The sequence below is a fragment of the Flavobacterium anhuiense genome, assembly GCF_050990855.1.
GTDB classification, from domain to species: domain Bacteria; phylum Bacteroidota; class Bacteroidia; order Flavobacteriales; family Flavobacteriaceae; genus Flavobacterium; species Flavobacterium anhuiense_C.
The window spans coordinates 1206915-1225926 of the sequence record NZ_CP158861.1; the positions used below are offsets into that span (position 1 = coordinate 1206915).

19 protein-coding genes are annotated in these 19012 nt (G+C 34.4%); 14 read left to right on the top strand and 5 right to left on the bottom strand.

Features of this window, described 5'->3' with window-relative positions:
* Positions 1-172 precede the first annotated feature (172 nt).
* Both ABTV69_RS05515 and ABTV69_RS05520 read right to left on the bottom strand, forming a co-directional pair.
* Positions 173-577 carry a hypothetical protein gene (locus ABTV69_RS05515; protein WP_433834652.1) on the bottom strand — a complete coding sequence of 135 codons (405 nt, stop codon included), beginning with the start codon at positions 575-577 and terminating at the stop codon, positions 173-175.
* Between the two features lie 33 nt (positions 578-610).
* Entirely contained in the window at positions 611-1231 is a 621-nt protein-coding gene (locus ABTV69_RS05520) for an RNA polymerase sigma factor (RefSeq protein ID WP_433834653.1), read from the bottom strand.
* A gap of 385 nt (positions 1232-1616) precedes the next feature.
* Between ABTV69_RS05520 and ABTV69_RS05525 the strand changes: the two genes are divergently transcribed.
* Complete coding sequence (locus ABTV69_RS05525; RefSeq protein ID WP_433834654.1) at positions 1617-1976, top strand: DUF6249 domain-containing protein; 360 nt, start codon at positions 1617-1619, stop codon at positions 1974-1976.
* 49 nt (positions 1977-2025) lie between these two features.
* Here ABTV69_RS05525 and rnhA read toward each other — a convergent pair whose 3' ends face one another.
* Positions 2026-2502: a ribonuclease HI gene (rnhA, locus tag ABTV69_RS05530; RefSeq protein ID WP_433834655.1), complete on the bottom strand. Its 477-nt coding sequence runs from the start codon at positions 2500-2502 to the stop codon at positions 2026-2028.
* A gap of 63 nt (positions 2503-2565) precedes the next feature.
* Positions 2566-3138 (bottom strand): phosphoribosylglycinamide formyltransferase, encoded by a 573-nt coding sequence (gene purN / locus ABTV69_RS05535; protein WP_433834656.1) that lies wholly within the window; start codon positions 3136-3138, stop codon positions 2566-2568.
* A gap of 175 nt (positions 3139-3313) precedes the next feature.
* On the opposite strand from purN, the gene ABTV69_RS05540 reads away from it, so the two are divergent.
* From ABTV69_RS05540 to ABTV69_RS05600, 13 genes are all read left to right on the top strand, one after another.
* Complete coding sequence (locus ABTV69_RS05540; RefSeq protein ID WP_007137004.1) at positions 3314-3550, top strand: acyl carrier protein; 237 nt, start codon at positions 3314-3316, stop codon at positions 3548-3550.
* Between the two features lie 239 nt (positions 3551-3789).
* A complete protein-coding gene (gene fabF, locus ABTV69_RS05545) occupies positions 3790-5043 on the top strand; it encodes a beta-ketoacyl-ACP synthase II (RefSeq protein ID WP_433834657.1) in 1254 nt (417 codons plus the stop codon).
* Positions 5044-5053: 10 nt separating this feature from the next.
* Complete coding sequence (rnc, locus tag ABTV69_RS05550) at positions 5054-5794, top strand: ribonuclease III (RefSeq protein WP_095930691.1); 741 nt, start codon at positions 5054-5056, stop codon at positions 5792-5794.
* Positions 5795-5919: 125 nt separating this feature from the next.
* A complete protein-coding gene (locus ABTV69_RS05555; protein ID WP_095930692.1) occupies positions 5920-6408 on the top strand; it encodes an IPExxxVDY family protein in 489 nt (162 codons plus the stop codon).
* A gap of 5 nt (positions 6409-6413) precedes the next feature.
* On the top strand, positions 6414-7847 hold the full coding sequence (gene pyk / locus ABTV69_RS05560; RefSeq protein WP_433834658.1) for a pyruvate kinase: 1434 nt from the start codon (positions 6414-6416) through the stop codon (positions 7845-7847).
* Between the two features lie 612 nt (positions 7848-8459).
* Positions 8460-10130 carry an arylsulfatase gene (locus ABTV69_RS05565; RefSeq protein WP_433834659.1) on the top strand — a complete coding sequence of 557 codons (1671 nt, stop codon included), beginning with the start codon at positions 8460-8462 and terminating at the stop codon, positions 10128-10130.
* Positions 10131-10187: 57 nt separating this feature from the next.
* Positions 10188-11204, top strand: a complete 1017-nt coding sequence (locus ABTV69_RS05570; protein ID WP_433834660.1) for an HAD family hydrolase — start codon at positions 10188-10190, stop codon at positions 11202-11204.
* Between the two features lie 101 nt (positions 11205-11305).
* The gene (locus tag ABTV69_RS05575) at positions 11306-12124 is read left to right on the top strand and encodes a hypothetical protein (protein WP_433834661.1); all 819 of its coding nucleotides are present in this window, start codon (positions 11306-11308) and stop codon (positions 12122-12124) included.
* Positions 12125-12141: 17 nt separating this feature from the next.
* Entirely contained in the window at positions 12142-13542 is a 1401-nt protein-coding gene (locus tag ABTV69_RS05580) for a DUF2252 domain-containing protein (protein ID WP_433834662.1), read from the top strand.
* A gap of 338 nt (positions 13543-13880) precedes the next feature.
* Positions 13881-14459 carry a DUF4136 domain-containing protein gene (locus tag ABTV69_RS05585; protein WP_433834663.1) on the top strand — a complete coding sequence of 193 codons (579 nt, stop codon included), beginning with the start codon at positions 13881-13883 and terminating at the stop codon, positions 14457-14459.
* 128 nt (positions 14460-14587) lie between these two features.
* Positions 14588-15763 carry a helix-turn-helix domain-containing protein gene (locus tag ABTV69_RS05590; RefSeq protein WP_433834664.1) on the top strand — a complete coding sequence of 392 codons (1176 nt, stop codon included), beginning with the start codon at positions 14588-14590 and terminating at the stop codon, positions 15761-15763.
* A 50-nt stretch (positions 15764-15813) separates the two neighbouring features.
* The gene (locus ABTV69_RS05595; protein ID WP_433834665.1) at positions 15814-16764 is read left to right on the top strand and encodes a SphA family protein; all 951 of its coding nucleotides are present in this window, start codon (positions 15814-15816) and stop codon (positions 16762-16764) included.
* A 65-nt stretch (positions 16765-16829) separates the two neighbouring features.
* Positions 16830-17990 carry a BamA/TamA family outer membrane protein gene (locus ABTV69_RS05600; RefSeq protein ID WP_433834666.1) on the top strand — a complete coding sequence of 387 codons (1161 nt, stop codon included), beginning with the start codon at positions 16830-16832 and terminating at the stop codon, positions 17988-17990.
* Positions 17991-18080: 90 nt separating this feature from the next.
* On the opposite strand, the gene ABTV69_RS05605 is transcribed toward ABTV69_RS05600, so the two are convergent.
* On the bottom strand, positions 18081-18941 hold the full coding sequence (locus ABTV69_RS05605) for a lysostaphin resistance A-like protein (protein ID WP_433834667.1): 861 nt from the start codon (positions 18939-18941) through the stop codon (positions 18081-18083).
* Between the last annotated feature and the right edge of the window lie 71 nt (positions 18942-19012).

The window sequence follows — 19012 nt, forward strand, 5'->3', positions numbered from 1 at the left end:
ATAAGTTACAATCTTGCAACGGTTTAGGTTCTCAAAATTTTCTTAAAAAAATGACAACGATTTCGAAGGAAAACTATTGTAAATGAATCGGTTAAAATTTATTTTTTGTAAGGTTTAAAATATGTTTTTTAGATTTAAAGTGCAAATTTTTTGAAAAAACATTGCGATTATTTTACAGCTGATACTTCTTGTCAAAATAATTCTTCAAAAGTCCAACTTGAACTAGTATCATTACTGGAACAATTAAAATGGCATAAAAGATATTTTTAGAGAAATGAATTCCTGAAAAAGCGGTAGAAACTTTGTTAGAATATAATTTTCCGATTTTGTCAATTTCGATGTTGCTTTCTGGAACTGAAAAAAGAGAAACATAAATAACCAAGATAGCTGCAGCCATCCCGATAACAATCCAAACAGGTTTTGAAATTAAAGGTTTATATGCAATCCGTTTTTTCTCTTCTAAAATCTGAACATTTGCCATAATTTTCGAAGTAAAATCTATTGATGGTGACTGCAGTTTTTCTTCAGCCATCATTTTATCAATAAGTTGTTCTATATTTTTATCGCTCTCTTTCATACGAATATAATATTTGTTTTTTAATGGAATATGTTATCGGCACTCTTCATTTTGTTTTTGTTTTGGAATCTTGCCGATTTCATAACATTCTATTATTTCTGGTTCTAACTGCTGTCTCAAAATTACAGCTAATTTCTGTCGGCTCCTAAATAATTTCACTTTCGCATTATTGGCCGAAATATTCATGATTTTTCCAATTTCCTCTAAATTCTGATCATCAAAATAAAATAAGGTTAAAAGGAAGTTTTCGTCACTTGGTAATAAATTCAAGCATTTCTGAATGGTTTGTTTTCGCTCATTTTCTTCTAATGCGCTCAATGCATTGTCCATTGTTTTAACTAAATGAGACGAAAATTCATCAATAGAAATATTTAAATCTTCTTTTTTGTTTTTCTTTAATCTGTCCAGACAAGTATTATAGGCAATTTTATAAATCCAAGTCGAAAATTTAGATTCTCCTTTAAATTTTGTGAGCGAACTATAAATCTTTATAAATGTGTCTTGTGCAACTTCTTCAGCTTCTTCTCGGTTTTTAACCATTTTTAGAGCTAAAGTAAAGATCATATCCTTATAACGATCCACAAGAACAGCAAACGCATTGGTGTCGCCCTGCAGAATTTTATCGATATAATGTTGATCATGTATTGCACTCATATTATATAGGACGACAAGGTGTTGGTTTAGGTTACAAAAATTTGAAAAATAAATTAATAATTAGAAAATTAGAAAATTAGAAAATTAGAAAATTAGAAAATACTGAGTTTAAAATTCCTTTATGATTCAAATCCAATTTTCTCCCTTTGATCGAAATAATATATCGTAAAGAAATGGGGATTCAACTTTAGCAAAGTTTTAAACTTTGTCAAAGCTAGCGAGTATGAAAAAAGATATGTTTAAAATTAATTGATTATCAGTGGTTTTTTGATCTCCTAATTGGCAAATTTTCTAATTTTCTAATTTTTTTCACCATAATCTGTAACCTCAATTTATAAAGTGTCGTCCTATGGAATATATCAATCAATTAAAAACATAAAATATCATGGACGAAAAAATTTTAATTCCAATTAGCCTTTTCTTAATGATCTTCGGGATCTTTTATTTAATTTATTCAACACGAAACAGAGAGCGTCTGGCGCTTATTGAAAAAGGAGTAGATGCGAGTATATTTATTCAAGGAAAAGGGAAAGGAGCTCCGGCATGGAAAATCTTTGTTGTAAATATTGCCTTTTTATTAATAGGAAGTGGTTTAGGAATTTTCATTGCTTTATTAATTACCACTTATACATCGTTGAATGATGGAGCGGTTTATCCTTCAATCATTTTCATAATGGCGGGAGTAGGATTGTTAATCGGATTTGGAACAGCTAAGGATCTAGATAAGGCAGAGGAAGAAAAGTAAGAAAGTAAAAACAGAAAACGCATCAATTAGTTATTTGATGCGTTTTTTTTTATTCTTTTGAACCGATAGTTTCGTAATAAACATCTACAGAAAGTTTCGGCTGCATGGATGCCATAACGGCCAATTGATCGCAGCGTTCGTTTTGTGGATGGTTGTTGTGGCCTTTAATCCATTTAAAATCGACTTGGTGTTTGCGGTAGGCTATTAAAAAGCGTTTCCATAAGTCAGGATTTTTTTTATCCTTATATCCTTTTTTCTCCCAGCCAAAAACCCATTTTTTTTCTACAGAATCGACCACGTATTTAGAATCTGAAACCACAAGAACTCTCATGTTAGGCTTTTTCAGTTTTTCTAGACCTACAATTACAGCCAAAAGCTCCATTCTATTGTTAGTAGTCAAACGAAAACCTTCGTAAAATTCTTTTTTATGTGGCGTTCCAACCAATTCCATTACGACTCCATAGCCGCCATTTCCTGGATTTCCTTTTGCGGCGCCGTCTGTATATATATGTACTTCGTGAGACATTTAATTATTTTAGATAGTAGATTTCAGATTTTAGTCCCGATAGCTATCGGGGGCGGGAATTAATTATTTAGAATTTGCATCTAATAATCTGTGAATAATTTCCGGAAAATGTTTTTGTTCCAATTCATGAATCTTCTCTGCAACTGTTTCTGGAGTGTCTTCATCAGTTAGCGCCACGTTTGCTTGAAAGATAATTGCACCTTCATCATAGTTTTCGTTAACATAATGAATCGAGATTCCTGTTTCTTTCTCCTTATTATTTACAATTGCTCTGTGTATGTGCATTCCGTACATTCCTTTACCTCCATAGTTGGGCAAAAGAGCAGGATGGATGTTAATTATTTTATTCGGATATTGCTCGATTATGGTTTCTGGAAATTTGAGTAAAAAACCAGCTAAGATTATTAAATCCGGGTCGATTTCTTGTACTTTTTGTAATACATTTCTTTCTAAAAGTTCGTTTTTTGAGAAGATTTCAACGGGAATTTGATGATTTTTTGCTCTTTCAATCACTTTTGCCGAAGCATTATTTGTAAAGACCGAAACGACCCTTGCAATTTCAGTGTTCGAAAAATATTTTATAATGTTCTCTGCGTTAGTTCCTGATCCTGAGGCGAAAACGATAATTTTTTTCATAAAGCTGTGTGTTTTAAGACTGCAAAAAACGGAATAAAAATCGAAAATAAATAGCTTTAAAAGACCTTTCTTGAAATTAATTTTATAAATTAGTGTTACATTTATTAACTAAATCATGGTTTTAAAATAAAGTTTTTTATTTTTGCCAACAAATTAAATTCTAAAATTAAAGATTATGTCAGACATTGCATCAAGAGTAAAAGCGATTATCGTAGACAAATTAGGTGTTGACGAAAACGAAGTTGTAACAGAAGCAAGCTTCACTAATGATTTAGGAGCTGACTCATTAGACACTGTTGAGCTTATTATGGAATTCGAAAAAGAATTTGATATTCAAATTCCAGACGATCAAGCAGAAAACATTGCTACTGTTGGTCAAGCTATTTCTTATATCGAAGAAGCAAAAAAATAATAATACCACACCCGAATTTTAAAAATTCCAAATTTAAATGTCCAAATTCCAAATTGGGATTTGTTTTTTGAAAAATTGGAATTTTTATAAATCGGGTGTTATTATTTTTTTTTAAATTTTAAATTTCGATTGATTTTCAATCAAACAAGATATATTTTATTGTAATTCCCATGGCTCTTAAATAACAATAAGTTAAGAAAGCGTGGGTTTTATTTGTTTAAAGTACAAAATACATATTTATGGCATTAAGGCGAGTTGTTGTAACAGGATTAGGTGCACTTACTCCTATTGGGAATAATATCCAAGAATATTGGAATGCACTTGTGAATGGGGTTAGCGGAGCCGCTCCGATCACATATTATGATACCGAGAAACACAAAACGAAATTTGCCTGCGAAGTAAAAAACTTCAATATTGAAGATTATATGGATCGCAAGGAATCTCGTAGATTAGATAAATTTGCACAATATGCAATTGCTGCGAGTGATGAAGCTATTAAAGATGCCGGAATCACAAATGATAACGTAAACAAACAAAGAGTTGGTGTTATCTGGGGAGCAGGAATTGGAGGTTTAGAAACTTTCCAAGATGAAGTATTGTATTATGCAAAAGGTGATGGAACTCCAAAGTTCAATCCTTTCTTTATTCCTAAAATGATTGCCGATATCGCTCCTGCGCATATTTCGATGCGTAACGGGTATATGGGACCAAACTATACAACGGTTTCTGCTTGTGCATCTTCTGCAAATGCGTTAATCGATGCTTTCAATTACATCCGTTTAGGAATGTGCGACGTTATTGTTTCTGGTGGTTCTGAAGCTGCTGTTACAATTGCTGGTATGGGAGGATTTAGCTCAATGCACGCATTGTCTACAAGAAATGAAAGTCCAGAAACAGCTTCAAGACCTTTTGATGCAACCAGAGATGGTTTCGTTTTAGGAGAAGGAGCAGGAGCTTTAGTTCTTGAAGAATACGAGCATGCTAAAGCTAGAGGAGCAAAAATTTATTGCGAAATCGGCGGTGGCGGTATGTCGTCTGATGCCTACCATTTAACTGCACCACATCCAGAAGGAATTGGGGTTATTGCAGTAATGGAAAACACATTAAGAGATGCTGGAATGAGCCCTGATCAAGTGGATCATATCAATACGCATGGAACATCTACTCCATTAGGGGATGTTGCTGAGTTAAAAGCAATTAGTGCTGTTTTTGGCGATCATGCTAAAAACATCAACATCAACTCTACAAAATCGATGACAGGACACTTACTTGGTGCTGCTGGAGCTATTGAAGCTATTGCTTCTATCTTGGCAATGCAACACGGAATTGTGCCTCCAACGATTAACCATACTGTTGTTGACGAAAACATTGATCCATCTTTGAACCTTACTCTAAACACACCTCAAAAAAGAGAAGTAAATGTTGCTATGAGTAATACATTTGGTTTTGGTGGACACAATGCTTGTGTATTGTTTAAAAAACTAGCTGATTAATTTTCTGTATATGAATATTATCAAAAAAATATTTTCTAAATCCCGTTCTCTAGAAGACGGGATTTTTTTTGACACTATTCAGAAAATTCTTGGTTTTCCGCCTACAAATGTTGATTTTTATCGAAGAGCTTTCACACATCGTTCTTCAAATAAACTAGATCAGAATGGGCATCCTATTAATTATGAACGCTTAGAATTTTTAGGAGATGCTATGTTAAGTGCCGTTATTGCTGCACATTTGTTTAATAAAGCTCCAAATGGCGACGAAGGTTATTTGACCAAAATGCGTTCAAAAATTGTGAGCCGTGAACATTTGAATGAGTTAGGAAAGGATTTAAATTTAGTGCAGTTTGTAGAAAGTAAAGTGCCAATTCAGCACTTTGGAGAAAACATTCACGGTAATATTTTTGAATCTCTAATTGGAGCAATTTATTTAGATAAAGGCTATTCTTTTTGCGAGAAATTCATCCAGAAAAGAGTAGTTACTCCTTATGTCGATATTGCTCGACTAGAAGGAAAAGTGATAAGTTATAAAAGTCTTGTTATCGAATGGTGTCAGAAAGAAAAAAGAGTTTTTCATTATGACATTTTTGAGGATAATGGTATAGATGGCCAGCGTTTATTTGGTGTCAAATTGAGTATTGATGATAAAGTTGTCGCAAGAGCGCGTGCAACCTCAAAAAAGAAAGCAGAAGAAAAAGCATCGCAAAGAGCTTATTTTGCATTTCAAGAAAAAATTGACAAGAAATAGCTGCAAAAATGTTGTAACTATCACAAGGCTACAACGTTTTCGTTTATAATTTAACAAAACAAGCATGTCATAACTGTTGATGCTCCGTTTAGAAATAGTATATTTACAACTTGATTTTTCAAGACATGGCTATTCATAAATTGGATTTAGACGAATTTGACGAAATTGATTATTATTTAATGGCAATTCATACTTCATTAGAAGATTATAGATTGGCCTATTTTATCAATAAAATCCTTCCGATCAACTTAAGTAAGAGCAAAAACGAGATCCATGCTCAAACTAAGGAAGGTGAAGCAAATTTTTCAAGATTCTATTATTATGATGAAGAAAAAGCTGTTTCCTGGAATTTAATTCAGAATAAAAATGAAATCATTTCTGTGAGTACAAATGATTTCCAGAATTTGTTTTCTAATGAAACAAGTGAGGTTTCGACAACAATTCATTTACTTCCTGAATTTAAAAAAGTCGATTTTTTCCTGAAAATTGATAATAGCGAAGAGGCGCTTAATTTTTCAGAAATTCAACAAAAATTAAACACAATAGAAAGTATTGCGGCTATTTATGCCGTTGATACAGACAAAATAAAATCAAAAAACAATCTAATTTTTTAAAAAAAATGCTAACAAACAAGAAAACCAAAATTGTTGCTACACTTGGGCCCGCTTGTAGTACAAGAGAGATCATTAAAGATATGATCGATGCTGGGGTTAATGTGTTTAGAATCAATTTTTCGCATGCAGATTACGAAGGAGTAAAAGAAAAAATCGATATCATTAGAGGATTAAACGAAGAGTTTGGTTACACTACAGCAATCTTAGGAGATTTGCAAGGACCAAAACTTAGAGTTGGTGTAATGGAAGAAGGAACTGTTGTTCATGATGGGGATGAAATCACTTTTACAACTGCTGAAGATATTATTGGAACATCAAAAAGAGTGTTCATGAAATATCAAAATTTCCCAAATGATGTTAATCCAGGAGAGCGTATCTTGCTTGATGATGGTAAACTTATTTTCGAAATTGTTTCTACAGATAAAAAAACAGAAGTTGTTGCTAGAGTTATTCAAGGTGGAGAATTAAAATCTAAAAAAGGAGTTAATCTTCCAAACACTAAAATTTCTTTGCCAGCTTTAACAGAAAAAGATATTGCTGATGCGATTTTCGCAATCGAGCAAAAAGTAGACTGGATCGCACTTTCATTTGTGAAAACTCCTCGCGATTTACAAGATTTACAAGAATTAATCGCTAAACATTCTGAATATAAAATTCCAATTGTTGCTAAAATTGAAATGCCAGAAGCTCTTGAGAACATGGATAAAATTGTAGCTTATTGCGATGGTTTAATGGTGGCTCGTGGAGACCTTGGTGTTGAGCTTCCTGCTCACGAAGTTCCATTGGTACAAAAAGATTTGATCAGAAGAGCTAAAACAGCTAGAATTCCGGTTATCGTTGCGACACAAATGATGGAAACAATGATTACAAGTTTAACTCCAACAAGAGCAGAAGTAAACGACGTTGCAAACTCTGTAATGGACGGTGCCGATGCTGTAATGTTGTCTGGAGAAACTGCAACTGGAAATTACCCAGTTCAAGTAATTCAGAGAATGGCACAAATTTGTGAGGCTGTTGAGAACTCACCACTTATTCAAGTTCCTCAAAATACACCACAAATTAAAACAAAACGTTTTGTTACTAAAACAGTTTGTCACCAAGCAGCTTTATTAGCTAACGAAATTGAAGCTAAAGCAATCTGTACTTTAACAAACAGCGGTTATACAGCTTTCCAAATTTCAGCTTGGAGACCTTCAACGGCACATATTTTAGTATTTACTTCAAACAGAAGAATCTTAACACAATTGAATTTATTATGGGGAGTAAAATCTTTCTACTATGATAATGAAGAAAGTACAGATGATACTGTAACAGATGTAAATCAAATTGCAGTTAATAAAGGTTATGCACAAAAAGGAGATTATTTGATCAACCTTGCTGCAATGCCAATTAAAGATAAAGGAATGGTTAACACGATGAGAGTTTCTGAAATCGAGTAACATTTTCTTCAAATAATTTTAAAGGCCGCTTAATTTTTTTAAGCGGCTTTTTTGTTTTTAAAGCCTTTTTATAAAAATCAAATTATTTTGCTAATAGTTTTTTAGTCTTTTTAAGCGCATTTTAACGTTTACTTTTGACGATAATCTGACAATATTTTAGCGTTAAACATAGATTTTTTGGTTTCATTTAATTAAAATCTTGGCAAATAGCTACTCAAAAAAAGGAGACTTCGTACTTTACACCTCTTTTTTTGCATTTTCTGGATAAAAATTTAACTGCTTAATTTTCTGCTATTTTGGTATGTTTCATTTTGTAAAATGAAACATTTTGGTGCAAATTCTCCAATTTTCTTGTTTCATTTTATAAAATGAAACAAGCTCATGCCGAATAAATACTATTGTTCGCTCAATTATTAGTTAATTTTGAGATTACTTAATAAAAAGTTAAAAATATTCTGTTTCAATTTTTTAGATAAAATGAATTTGAAACACATCAAAAAGATGCAACCTCAATTGAAAGTATTTTTTTGAAAGCTTACCATTTTCCCATTTGTTTTTTTGGATTTTACAGACTCATATAATAAACAAGAATCATTAACGAATTTTTTTATCATGAAACAAATCAAATTAAAATGCGGATTTATAAATACCATACAGGTATTAGCGTTACTATTTTTTTCTGGAGTTTCTGTTACGGCGCAAAAAAAGCCAAATATTTTGGTGCTTTGGGGCGATGATATTGGAATCACTAATATTAGCGCTTATAGTGACGGACTTATGGGATATACTACACCCAATATTGATCGTTTAGCAAATGAAGGAATGCGATTTCTACACTATTATGGAGAACAAAGCTGTACTGCAGGACGTGCTGCATTTTTAACAGGACAGCATGGTATTCGTACAGGGCTTACAAAAGTAGGTTTTCCTGGTGCGCCAATGGGGATGAGCCAGTTAGACCCTTCAGTAGGAGGAATCATGAAAAGTTTGGGTTATGCGACAGGGCAATTTGGTAAAAATCACGTTGGTGATAGAAACGAAAGCTTGCCAACAGTAAATGGTTTTGATGAATTTTTTGGAAATCTTTATCACCTGAATGCAGAAGAAGAGCCAGAATTGCCAGATTATCCAAAAGATCCAGAATATGTAAAGAAATTTGGTCCAAGAGGAGTTTTAAAATGTACAGCAACAAATGTTGATGATCCAACTACAGATCCACGTTTTGGTAAAATTGGAAAACAAAAAATTGAAGATACAGGAGCGCTTACTAAAAAAAGAATGGAAACGGTAGATGATGAAACTTCTGCAGCAGCCATAGACTTTATTAAAAGACAAAATGCAGCAGGCAAACCATTTTTCTGCTGGTTCAACGCGACTCGTATGCACCTTCGTACGCACGTTAGAAAAGAGCATAGAGGAAGATATACTCACGGAGATAGCGAATATATTGATGGTATGATTGAGCATGATGAGACTATCGGAAGCATTTTAAAAGCGCTTGACGATTTAGGAATTGCTGATAATACAATCGTAGTATATTCTACAGATAATGGTCCTCACATGAATACATGGCCAGATGGGGCTATGACATCATTCCGTTCTGAGAAAAATACAAACTGGGAGGGGGCTTTTCGTGTTCCTTGTATTGTAAGATGGCCAGGCCACATTAAACCAGGAACTATAACTACAGAATTAATGAGCCACAACGATTGGATTCCTACTTTTGCTTCGATCGCTGGTGAGCCAGACATTATAAATAAACTTTTAAAAGGATATAGCGCAAATGGCAAAAACTATAAAGTACATTTGGATGGTTTTGACCAAACCGATATATTAAAAGGAGGAAAAAGCCATAGAGACAAATTCTTCTATTCTGATGATGATGGATTGTTAGTTGGTCTTCGCGTAGGCGATTACAAATATGTTTTTGCAGAACAACGTTTGGCAGGAACTATGGGAGTTTGGGCAGAGCCTTTTACAGAACTTCGTCTTCAAAAAATATTTAATTTGTATCAAGATCCATATGAGCGAGCTGATTTTACTTCAAACACTTATTGGGATTGGTTAATTAATCACGTAGGATCTGTTTATGGCGCAATGAACGATGTATTTGTTTTTGCAGAATCATTTAAAGAGTATCCACCTCGTTCTTTCCCACCTAGTTTTAATCCGACTACAATACTTAATCAAACATTGCAGAGTATTAAGACACAGCAGTATGTGGAGAAAAATATCTTACCTAAAGTAGAAGAAGCAGCGACAGCTTCAAAAAAGAAAAAATAAATCATAACAAAAGAGATTCAGATTGAGAGGTCTGAATCTCTTTATAAATAAAACATCATGAGAAAAAATATATACATTTTGCCTCTTGTAGTTTTGTTTTTCTTTTCCTGTAAGAAATCTGATACAGTAACTTCCCCGACAACAGAGAGTAAAAAAACAGAAACTGCAGCAGGTGGCGATCCTTTGCCAAGCTGGAATGATGGAGCTTTAAAAAGCGATATAATTGCTTATGTAGAAAAAGTGACCAAAGAAGGAAGTCCAGACTTTATTCCGGAGCAAGATAGAATTGCCACTTTTGATAACGACGGAACTTTATGGGCAGAGAAACCTTATGTACAAGAACTTTTTGCTTTTTATAAAGTGCAAAAAATGGTTGAAGCAAATCCTGAATTAGCTAAAAAACAACCTTTTAAAGCTGTAGTAGAAAAAGACAAAACTTTCTTTGAAAAAGGAGGTGATAAAGCGCTTATAGAACTCGTTGCGGCAACGCATACCGGAATGACTGAGGATGAATTTGAAACTTCGGTAGCAGACTTTTTTAAAGGCGCAAAATACCCTGGTAAAAATGTTCCGGTAAAACAGATACGCTATCAGCCACAATTGGAACTCCTGAATTATCTCCGTGCCAACGGTTTCAAAACCTTTATCGTAACAGGTGGAACAATAGAATTGGTGAGAGGAATATCTCAGGATTTTTACGGAATTCCGAAAGATCAAGTGGTGGGTACTTCTTTTAAATATAAATATGATGGAGCTAAAAACGCGGTACAGCGAGAAGCGGCTTTAGATCATTTTAATGACAAAGAAGGAAAACCTGTCGGGATCCAATTGCATATTGGCAAACGACCTGTTTTTGCTTGTGGAAACGAAGGAGGAGCAGGAGATATTGCCATGTTAACTTATTCGCAAGGCAATAAATACCCTTCTTTTCAATTGTTGGTCAATCATAACGATTCTATAAGAGAATACAGTTATCAAGAAAAAGATAATGCATCATTAAACGCCGCTGCCAAAAACAAATGGCACGTTGTGGATATGCAAAAAGACTGGAAAAAAGTTTTTTCCGATAATTAGGTTGAGTTAGTTAAAATTAAAGTGAAACAACTTTTTTGGTTGGGTTGTTTCATTTTGATTTTAAAATGGGGCATTTATAAATTTTAAAAATGAGTAATCCTATGAACTTTTATAAAATTACTAGATCACTATTTTGTGCTATTTATTTAATCTTGGGTTTTAGTGCTTATGCTCAGGAAGAAGAACATAAACCAGGAGCAAGCCCTCAAGAATTGGCAGATAAGTTGGCAAATCCAGTAGCAAATTTAATTAGTGTGCCGCTTCAGAACAATCTGAATTACGGAATCGGGCCGTACAATGGTGTGAAGTATACCATCAATGTACAACCTGTTATTCCGTTCAAACTAAGCGGCAACTTGAATTTAATAAGCCGATGGATTCTTCCAGTTGTCGATCAAAGAAACATTACAGGACTAAATACGCATGAATTTGGTTTAAGCGATGCTACTGTTACTGCATTTTTTGCTCCAAAAAGCAAAAAAATAATATATGGGGTTGGGCCTGCATTTTTGGTGCCGACGGCTACAGATAAATTATTAGGAACAGAAAAATTTGGTGTTGGTCCAAGTGTTTTGGTCATGCATCAAGGAAAAGGGCTTTCTGTTGGTTTTATTGCCAATCAGATTTGGTCGGTTGCTGGAGCAAGCGATCGTTCCGATTTCAATCAGTTTTATACGCAGATATTCCTTTCGCACAGTTATAAAAGTGGAGCAAACTGGGGAGTTAATGCCGAAATTACTCAAAATTGGGAAGGTAATACGACTTTGATTTCTTTGAATCCGATGATGGGAGGCATAACAAAATTCGGAAAACAAGTGGTTCAGTTTTCAGTGCAGCCATTAATTCCAATTGTGGGTCATCAGAATATAAAACCAGATTGGGGACTAAGAGCAGTAGTAGCTTTTGTGTTTCCTGAGTAACAAAGCACAATCTAAAGATGCCTGAAAAATCTAAAAATACAGACAAAACTAGATTTGACCCAATTGTGTCAAAGGCAGAACGTTATCAAAAAGGAGCTTCGATTAGAGAAAAAGTGCCTTTGGAAAAACATCAGGAATGGAATTCTTTTAAAAACAGAAAAGATCCTGTAGACATTTTAATTCAGACTAGCATAGGAAGAGTTGAGAGTTTGCTACCCATTCGGTACAGAAGAATGATGGAATCACCTTTTGCATTTTATAGAGGCGCGGCAGCTATTATGGCGGCAGATTTGGCTCATACGCCTGTTTCGGGAATCAATTTGCAGCTTTGCGGTGACTGCCATTTAATGAATTTTGGTGGTTTCGCAACTCCAGAACGTAAATTGGTTTTTGATATTAATGATTTTGATGAAACATTTCCAGGGCCTTGGGAATGGGATATAAAAAGATTAGCCGCAAGTTTTGCAATTGCGGGACAATGGCGAAAGTTTTCCAATAAAAACTGTAAACAATTTGCTTGGCACGTTGCCGACAGTTACAAACGGCATATGTTGGATTATAGTAAATTATCTGCTCTTCAAATTTGGTATGCCGATATTGATTTTGCAGAGCTGATCGATTTAGGTCACGATAAAGACCTTAAAGAATTTGATCAGAAGCGAATAAAAAAAGCATCAGAATACACGGCTCACGAAAAGGAGTTTGCAAAGATGACCTATTTTGATGGAGCTAGAGCACGTATAAAAGATGACCCGCCCTTGATATTTCATCCAAGCGGCGATCTTGAAAAGCAAATTGCTCAAGAAGGCGAAATCATTCATAAAAGATATGTAGAATCTCTTTCCGAAGATAAGCAGGTTTTATTAAGCAGATACATGATGCATGACATAGCCATAAAAGTGGTTGGCGTAGGAAGTGTTGGAACTCTTTGCGGTATCAGTTTATTGATGTCTGCTACTGGCGAACCTATTTTTTTGCAGTTTAAAGAAGCACGAAAAAGTGTGCTTGAAGAAAATGTAAAAATCAAAGGCAAACACACGCATCAAGGCGAACGTATCGTTATGGGACAAAAATTGATGCAATCGGCATCAGATATGTTTCTGGGCTGGACAAACGACAGTAAAAATAAGTTCTTCTATATTCGTCAGCTTAGAGATGCCAAAATAAAACCAATTCTGGAAGTGATGAAACCGAAAAATATGGCCGATTATGCCAAAGCCTGCGGATGGGCACTTGCTCGAGCTCATGCACGTTCGGGAGATCCTTCGGTTATTTCGGGTTATATTGGAGATACAGACAAATTTGCCGATGCAATTTCTGAGTTTTCCATTTTATATGCCAATCAGAATCAATTGGACTATGAGAAAATGTTAGATGCTATAAAACACGGAAAATTGCCAGTAGCAGCCGAAATATAGTGTAATTAAGTAATAGAATATTTTTGGGCTTATTATATCTTTTTTTTTAAAAATAATTGACGCGATTGAATCGCTGTCGAAAATAGATAAATAGTATAAAAAAGCAAAAATCTTGACTACAATGTGCTAGAAAAGGTTATCGTAAGATTTTATTTATTTTAATAGTGTTAATTAAATAAAATGATTTATCTTTGGGAGTGACCTAAGTAATTGTTTCGTAGTGGTTTGTGTGGTATGAGCGATTATTGACATGTGTTGCCCCCTTCGTTCAAGATTTTTACGATTTTAATACATTCGAGTTAAACTGATTTAATTATTAATTTAATAAATACCACAACATGAATATTAAAAGAACAAGTCTTCGTATAATCCCAATTTTATTTTTGGGTCTTTTTTACAGCTGCTCTCCGACTGTAAAAGTTACAACTGATTATGATCATGCTGCGAACTTCAGCGAATACAAAACCTTTGCGGTTTACGATTTAAAAGCACAGCAAGGACAAGTAAACCAGCTCAATGTTGATCGTGTTGCAAAAGCAATCAGAAACGAAATGCTGGCAAAAGGATTTACAGAATCTAGCAATCCAGATTTAAAAGTTAATGCCGTTTCTATCCTAAAAAACAAAACGCAAGTAACAGCCGATAGTAATTTTTATGGTTATGGAGGAATGTATCGTCCGTACGGATATTGGGGAGGCGGCGCCATGATGGGCGGCGGTACCACAACATTCAATAGTTACGACTATGTTGACGGATCATTAATTATAGACATCGTTTCGGCAAAAACAGATAAGCTACTTTGGCAAGGAATCGGAAATGCCGAAATCGATAGTAGACCAGATAATCCAGAACAATTCATCAACGATGCAATTAAAAAAATACTAGCTGGTTTCCCTCCGGGAGCAGTTAAAAAATAATTAAACCAATAGAGTTTTGTACTTGCCAGTTTTGGCAGGTACAGCTCTTTATGTTTACAGCCCCCTCTCGCATTCTATTTTTAAGATTTTAAGAAAATATTCTAATACCACTAATTAAGCTTAAAAAAATGATCGATATTTTACTCTCCCTTTTCTTTTTTATAGCCACAATTGCAGGTCTTGCAACCTCAATTATGGTTTTGTTTTCTAGGAAAAACTATTCAAAGAGTTTCTTCTTAGGAATGTTTTTGTTGAGTCTTGCGGTGGTAAGTGTCTACAATTTTTATTTATCGGCTAACTTATTTAAAAATTTCCCAGATCTATTTACCATCACCAAAACGTTTATATTTTTAACCGCGCCGTGCTCTTTCTTATATGTAAGAAACATTTTATCCTTAAATAAAAGTTTCAGAAAATACGATTGGCTGCATTTTGTGCCATTTGTTATTTATTTCTTTTTAACGCTTATTGTTTACGTTGGAAGGTATACCAATATACAAGCTGTCGATTATCTTGCTGGACTAATCAAAAATCCATTTTCTGTTTTAACATTGACGATTTGGCTTTTCTATGTCTTTTTTCAAACCATGTTGATTTTAAACTATGATCTGAAAAAATTTAAAGGAAATCAATTTCATCGCACTAAAGTAATTAACTGGATTAGAGTATACAATTTGATGATTCTGTTCTTGTTTTCGGCACTTTTTGTTCATCATTTTTTATTGCAAAAAATAGATGCAACCGATCTTTCTTGCTACGTGTTAATTTCCTCAGTATTATTTTTTACTGTGGGATGGCTTTATTTTAAACCGCAGATTTTTCATGATGAAGAAGAAACATTCGATTTTGTTGTAGACAATACAGTAGTTGTAAAAACAAAGGAAATAAAGGCGACAGTTTCAATAGCAAACGAACTAACGCTTGAAAAAAGAGAAGAATACCTTTTAAAACTGGATCATGTTTTAAATACAAAAAATCTATTCTTAAAAAAAGACTTTGTAATTAGAGATTTGGCCGAAGAAACAGGAATATCTGTACACCATTTGTCTAATCTAATTAATTCTGAATTTGGACTCCACTTTCAGGATTATGTTAATCTAAAAAGGATTGAATATTTTAAAGATAAAATAAACGATCCAGAATGGAAAGATTTGTCATTAGAAGGTATGGCATGGGGATCTGGTTTTAAATCTCGAACTACTTGTTTTAGAGCATTTATAAAACACACAGGAAAATCTCCTTCTGAATATTTTAAAACGATTCGAATAAATCCGGAGCATTCACAAGCTTATTCTTTTAAATAAAGCTCTTTAAGGGCTATTATGAAGCCTTTACTCATTCAAAATATTCTACCATGAAAGCAAAAATAATAGCACAATCGTTTGTAACAGCAACACTGCTTTTGATTTCTTTCTCTAGTAGTGCCCAACTAAAAGGGGGACATATTTTGGGTTCCATGGGACTTCAATCGGGAACTCAAGCTCCAGAAAATACTTTAAGTGTGTATGTTCCAGGGTATATTTATAGTGCATCTTCTTTACGAGACTCCCATGGAGACAAAGTTGGAAACCCAGATATTACCATGTTTATTACAGGTGTAGGAGCATCTTATGTAAGCGATTTTAAAATTTTGGGAGCCAATTATGGAGCTGCGATGTTATTAGCGGGAGCTTCTAATACGATTCAAGGAAGCCATACTAATACTAAAAGCGATTTTGCCTTTACCGATATGTACATCGTACCCCTTCAATTAGGCTGGCATAATAAAAGAGCCGATTTTGTATTTAGCTACCAGATGTATCTTCCAACAGGGAAATATGAACTTGGAGCAAGTGATAATAGTGGTTTAGGTATGTTTATGAATGAATTCTCGGCAGGAACTACAGTCTTTTTTAACGACAAAAAAACATTTCATTTCTCGGCTTTAGCGTCCTATGAAATCAACGGAAAGAAAAAAGATACTGATATAAAAACCGGAGATATTATAAGCATTGAAGGAGGTTTAGGAAAAACTTTTTATTGTATGAATACCGAAAAAACAGCACCAAAAGGCATCTTAAATACGGGCTTGATTTATTACCTGCAATATAAAGTATCTGAAGACAAGATTCCGGTGGGAAGTATTGTACTAGAACCAGACAAAGATAAAGTGGCAGGGCTTGGTGCTGAGGTTAATTACTTGCACATAAAAAGTATGACAACAGCAGGTTTTAGATGGATTGGAGAAGTAAATGCAGAAAATAGATTCCAAGGAAATACCTTTTTTATTACGCTGGCACATACTTTCAGTTTCAAGAAAAAATGATTTCGACAAATTGCAGATTTCAGAGATGAGGTAAAATTTCAAGTATAAAACGATAAAAATCTTATATGAAAAACAAAAAACCGATACAAAAAAACATCCTGTTTTTGCTTTTGATACTCTTATCGTTTAATACTTTAAGCGCGCAGAAACATCATGTGGTTTTTAAAGATTCTTTGGATGGAGCTTTTGATTTAAGCGATTTCTTAATCTACGCCAACGGATTCTTGGTAGTGCCAACCATTGTTACAGAACCTGCGCTTGGTGGATTTGGAGCTGCCGTGGCGCCAATTTTCCTAAAAAAACGTCCGCCGGTAATTGAAGCAGATGGAACCAAACGTCTTGTAAATCCAGATATAACGGGAGGTTTAGGAATGTATACGGCAAACAAAAGCTGGATGGCAGGAGCTTTCCGTTCGGCCACCTTGGTAAAATCTAAAATCTTATATCGTGGTTTTGCTGCTTATGGCGATATGAATTTGTCATTTTATGCTAATAATAGACCCAATTTGGCCGATCAGGAATTCAAACTCAATTTTAAATCGACCATATTTTACACGCAGTGGCTCAAACAATTTAACAATGCAAAATGGAGTGCAGGACCGCAATATCTATTTTTAAATTCTAAAATAAATCTACCCGATTTTAATCTTCCGCCACCATTCGTTGATCCCAAAGATATTAAAAGCACCATAAGCCAGTTGGGGGCTGCGCTGCAGTTTGACGGGCGAGACAATATATTTACACCAGATAAAGGAATACGGATTCAGTCCGATTTTTTCTGGTCAGATAAAGCACTTGGAAGCGATTACCAAGCTTGGCGAATAAATTTATCGGCAATTGGGTACTATCCGTTGGCGAAAACCTTAATTGGCGGACTAAGGATTGAAGGGGAGCAGGCGTTGGGGAGTCCGCCTTTTTATTTAAGACCAGGAATTAACATGCGAGGTATTCCGGCCGCGAGATATATGGGAAACACCAGTATTGTAAGCGAGTTAGAATTTCGATGGGATCTCTACAGAAGATGGAGTTTAATGGGGTACGGTGGTCTTGCAAGCGCTTTTGACGATTGGGACAAAGCTTTTGCCAAACCCGTTGTTTACAGTTACGGAACGGGTTTTAGATATCTTATTGCCAGAAAATTTAAACTTCGTATGGGTGTAGACGTTGCCAAAGGACCAGAAGAATGGGCATATTATATTGTTTTTGGTAGCAATTGGTTACGATAAATTTTTCAGTCTCAGTCTTTAATAGCATTGAGAACTTTGTCAAAGTTTTAAACTTTGACAAAGTTGGATTGCCGTAGATTGTGCACCTTTTTATTTCTTCCAATATGGTTTTATAATTTTATTTTGTTTAGCGTTTAAAACTAATAAAATAACAGTTGCGATTAAACAAATTATAATAGCCTGAATACTGCCTTCGGGGCCAAATTCACCACCAGTTATAAACTCAGGGCCTTGTATTTTTGCTTCTAGCAAACTGCTTGTTTTTTCGTTTCCAGAGGTAATGGCTCCGAAAATTCCAGATTGAGTAAAATTCCATGCAAAGTGCAAAGCGATCGGAAACCATAAATTACGGCTGTAGATAAAAACGGCACCAAATAGAAAACCAGCCATTGTAATGCATAAGCTAGAAAGAATCGTACTGTGGGCATTGGCAAGATGTAAAATCCCAAACAAAAGACCAGAAATAAGAAGTGCAATGTAGCTTCCTAGTTTTTCTTCAATGATTCTAAAAATAATCCCGCGAACTAATATTTCTTCAATAATAGCTACCGTAAACATAATGGCAAATGGCATTAGGATAAACGAAACGGGGTTTACAGCCACGACACTATAACTTCCGTTGAGGTAAATGACTAAAATCGTTAGCGATTGTAATGTAAAACCAAGTAAAGCGCCAATGGCAACATTTTTTAAAAATCCTTTTGAAGCAAACTCGGTAATGCTTCGTTTTTCAAATTTTTGAAAGAAAAAAATGTAGCTTAAAATACACGCAGACGAAACAAAAAGTCCTTTTAGCAAACTTCTGAAATTTTTATCTAGCGGAGTCAGAGCCAATAATTTTGAAGCAATCTGTTGGCCAATTATAACAACTGCCATAAAAATAAGTAAAGCCAAAAGAGCCTTAATTATGGAGGAATTGGATATTTTTTGTTTTAAGGTAAGCGTTTCCATTTGAATTTGGTTTAAGAATTAATTTGAAGCAAATGTAGATTGCCCAGAAACCAAAAAATAGAATGAAATTT

What these genes read in the sequence shown, in the direction of transcription:
- ABTV69_RS05525 (WP_433834654.1), top strand. Translation starts at nt 1,617, where the DNA reads ATGGACGAAAAAATTTTAATTCCAATTAGCCTTTTCTTAATGATCTTC.
- rnc (WP_095930691.1), top strand. Translation starts at nt 5,054, where the DNA reads ATGAATATTATCAAAAAAATATTTTCTAAATCCCGTTCTCTAGAAGAC.
- ABTV69_RS05590 (WP_433834664.1), top strand. Translation starts at nt 14,588, where the DNA reads ATGATCGATATTTTACTCTCCCTTTTCTTTTTTATAGCCACAATTGCA.
- ABTV69_RS05580 (WP_433834662.1), top strand. Translation starts at nt 12,142, where the DNA reads ATGCCTGAAAAATCTAAAAATACAGACAAAACTAGATTTGACCCAATT.
- purN (WP_433834656.1), bottom strand. Translation starts at nt 3,138, where the DNA reads ATGAAAAAAATTATCGTTTTCGCCTCAGGATCAGGAACTAACGCAGAG.
- ABTV69_RS05555 (WP_095930692.1), top strand. Translation starts at nt 5,920, where the DNA reads ATGGCTATTCATAAATTGGATTTAGACGAATTTGACGAAATTGATTAT.
- fabF (WP_433834657.1), top strand. Translation starts at nt 3,790, where the DNA reads ATGGCATTAAGGCGAGTTGTTGTAACAGGATTAGGTGCACTTACTCCT.
- rnhA (WP_433834655.1), bottom strand. Translation starts at nt 2,502, where the DNA reads ATGTCTCACGAAGTACATATATATACAGACGGCGCCGCAAAAGGAAAT.
- ABTV69_RS05540 (WP_007137004.1), top strand. Translation starts at nt 3,314, where the DNA reads ATGTCAGACATTGCATCAAGAGTAAAAGCGATTATCGTAGACAAATTA.
- ABTV69_RS05575 (WP_433834661.1), top strand. Translation starts at nt 11,306, where the DNA reads ATGAACTTTTATAAAATTACTAGATCACTATTTTGTGCTATTTATTTA.
- ABTV69_RS05565 (WP_433834659.1), top strand. Translation starts at nt 8,460, where the DNA reads ATGAAACAAATCAAATTAAAATGCGGATTTATAAATACCATACAGGTA.
- ABTV69_RS05570 (WP_433834660.1), top strand. Translation starts at nt 10,188, where the DNA reads ATGAGAAAAAATATATACATTTTGCCTCTTGTAGTTTTGTTTTTCTTT.
- ABTV69_RS05600 (WP_433834666.1), top strand. Translation starts at nt 16,830, where the DNA reads ATGAAAAACAAAAAACCGATACAAAAAAACATCCTGTTTTTGCTTTTG.
- pyk (WP_433834658.1), top strand. Translation starts at nt 6,414, where the DNA reads ATGCTAACAAACAAGAAAACCAAAATTGTTGCTACACTTGGGCCCGCT.
- ABTV69_RS05520 (WP_433834653.1), bottom strand. Translation starts at nt 1,231, where the DNA reads ATGAGTGCAATACATGATCAACATTATATCGATAAAATTCTGCAGGGC.
- ABTV69_RS05605 (WP_433834667.1), bottom strand. Translation starts at nt 18,941, where the DNA reads ATGGAAACGCTTACCTTAAAACAAAAAATATCCAATTCCTCCATAATT.
- ABTV69_RS05515 (WP_433834652.1), bottom strand. Translation starts at nt 577, where the DNA reads ATGAAAGAGAGCGATAAAAATATAGAACAACTTATTGATAAAATGATG.
- ABTV69_RS05585 (WP_433834663.1), top strand. Translation starts at nt 13,881, where the DNA reads ATGAATATTAAAAGAACAAGTCTTCGTATAATCCCAATTTTATTTTTG.
- ABTV69_RS05595 (WP_433834665.1), top strand. Translation starts at nt 15,814, where the DNA reads ATGAAAGCAAAAATAATAGCACAATCGTTTGTAACAGCAACACTGCTT.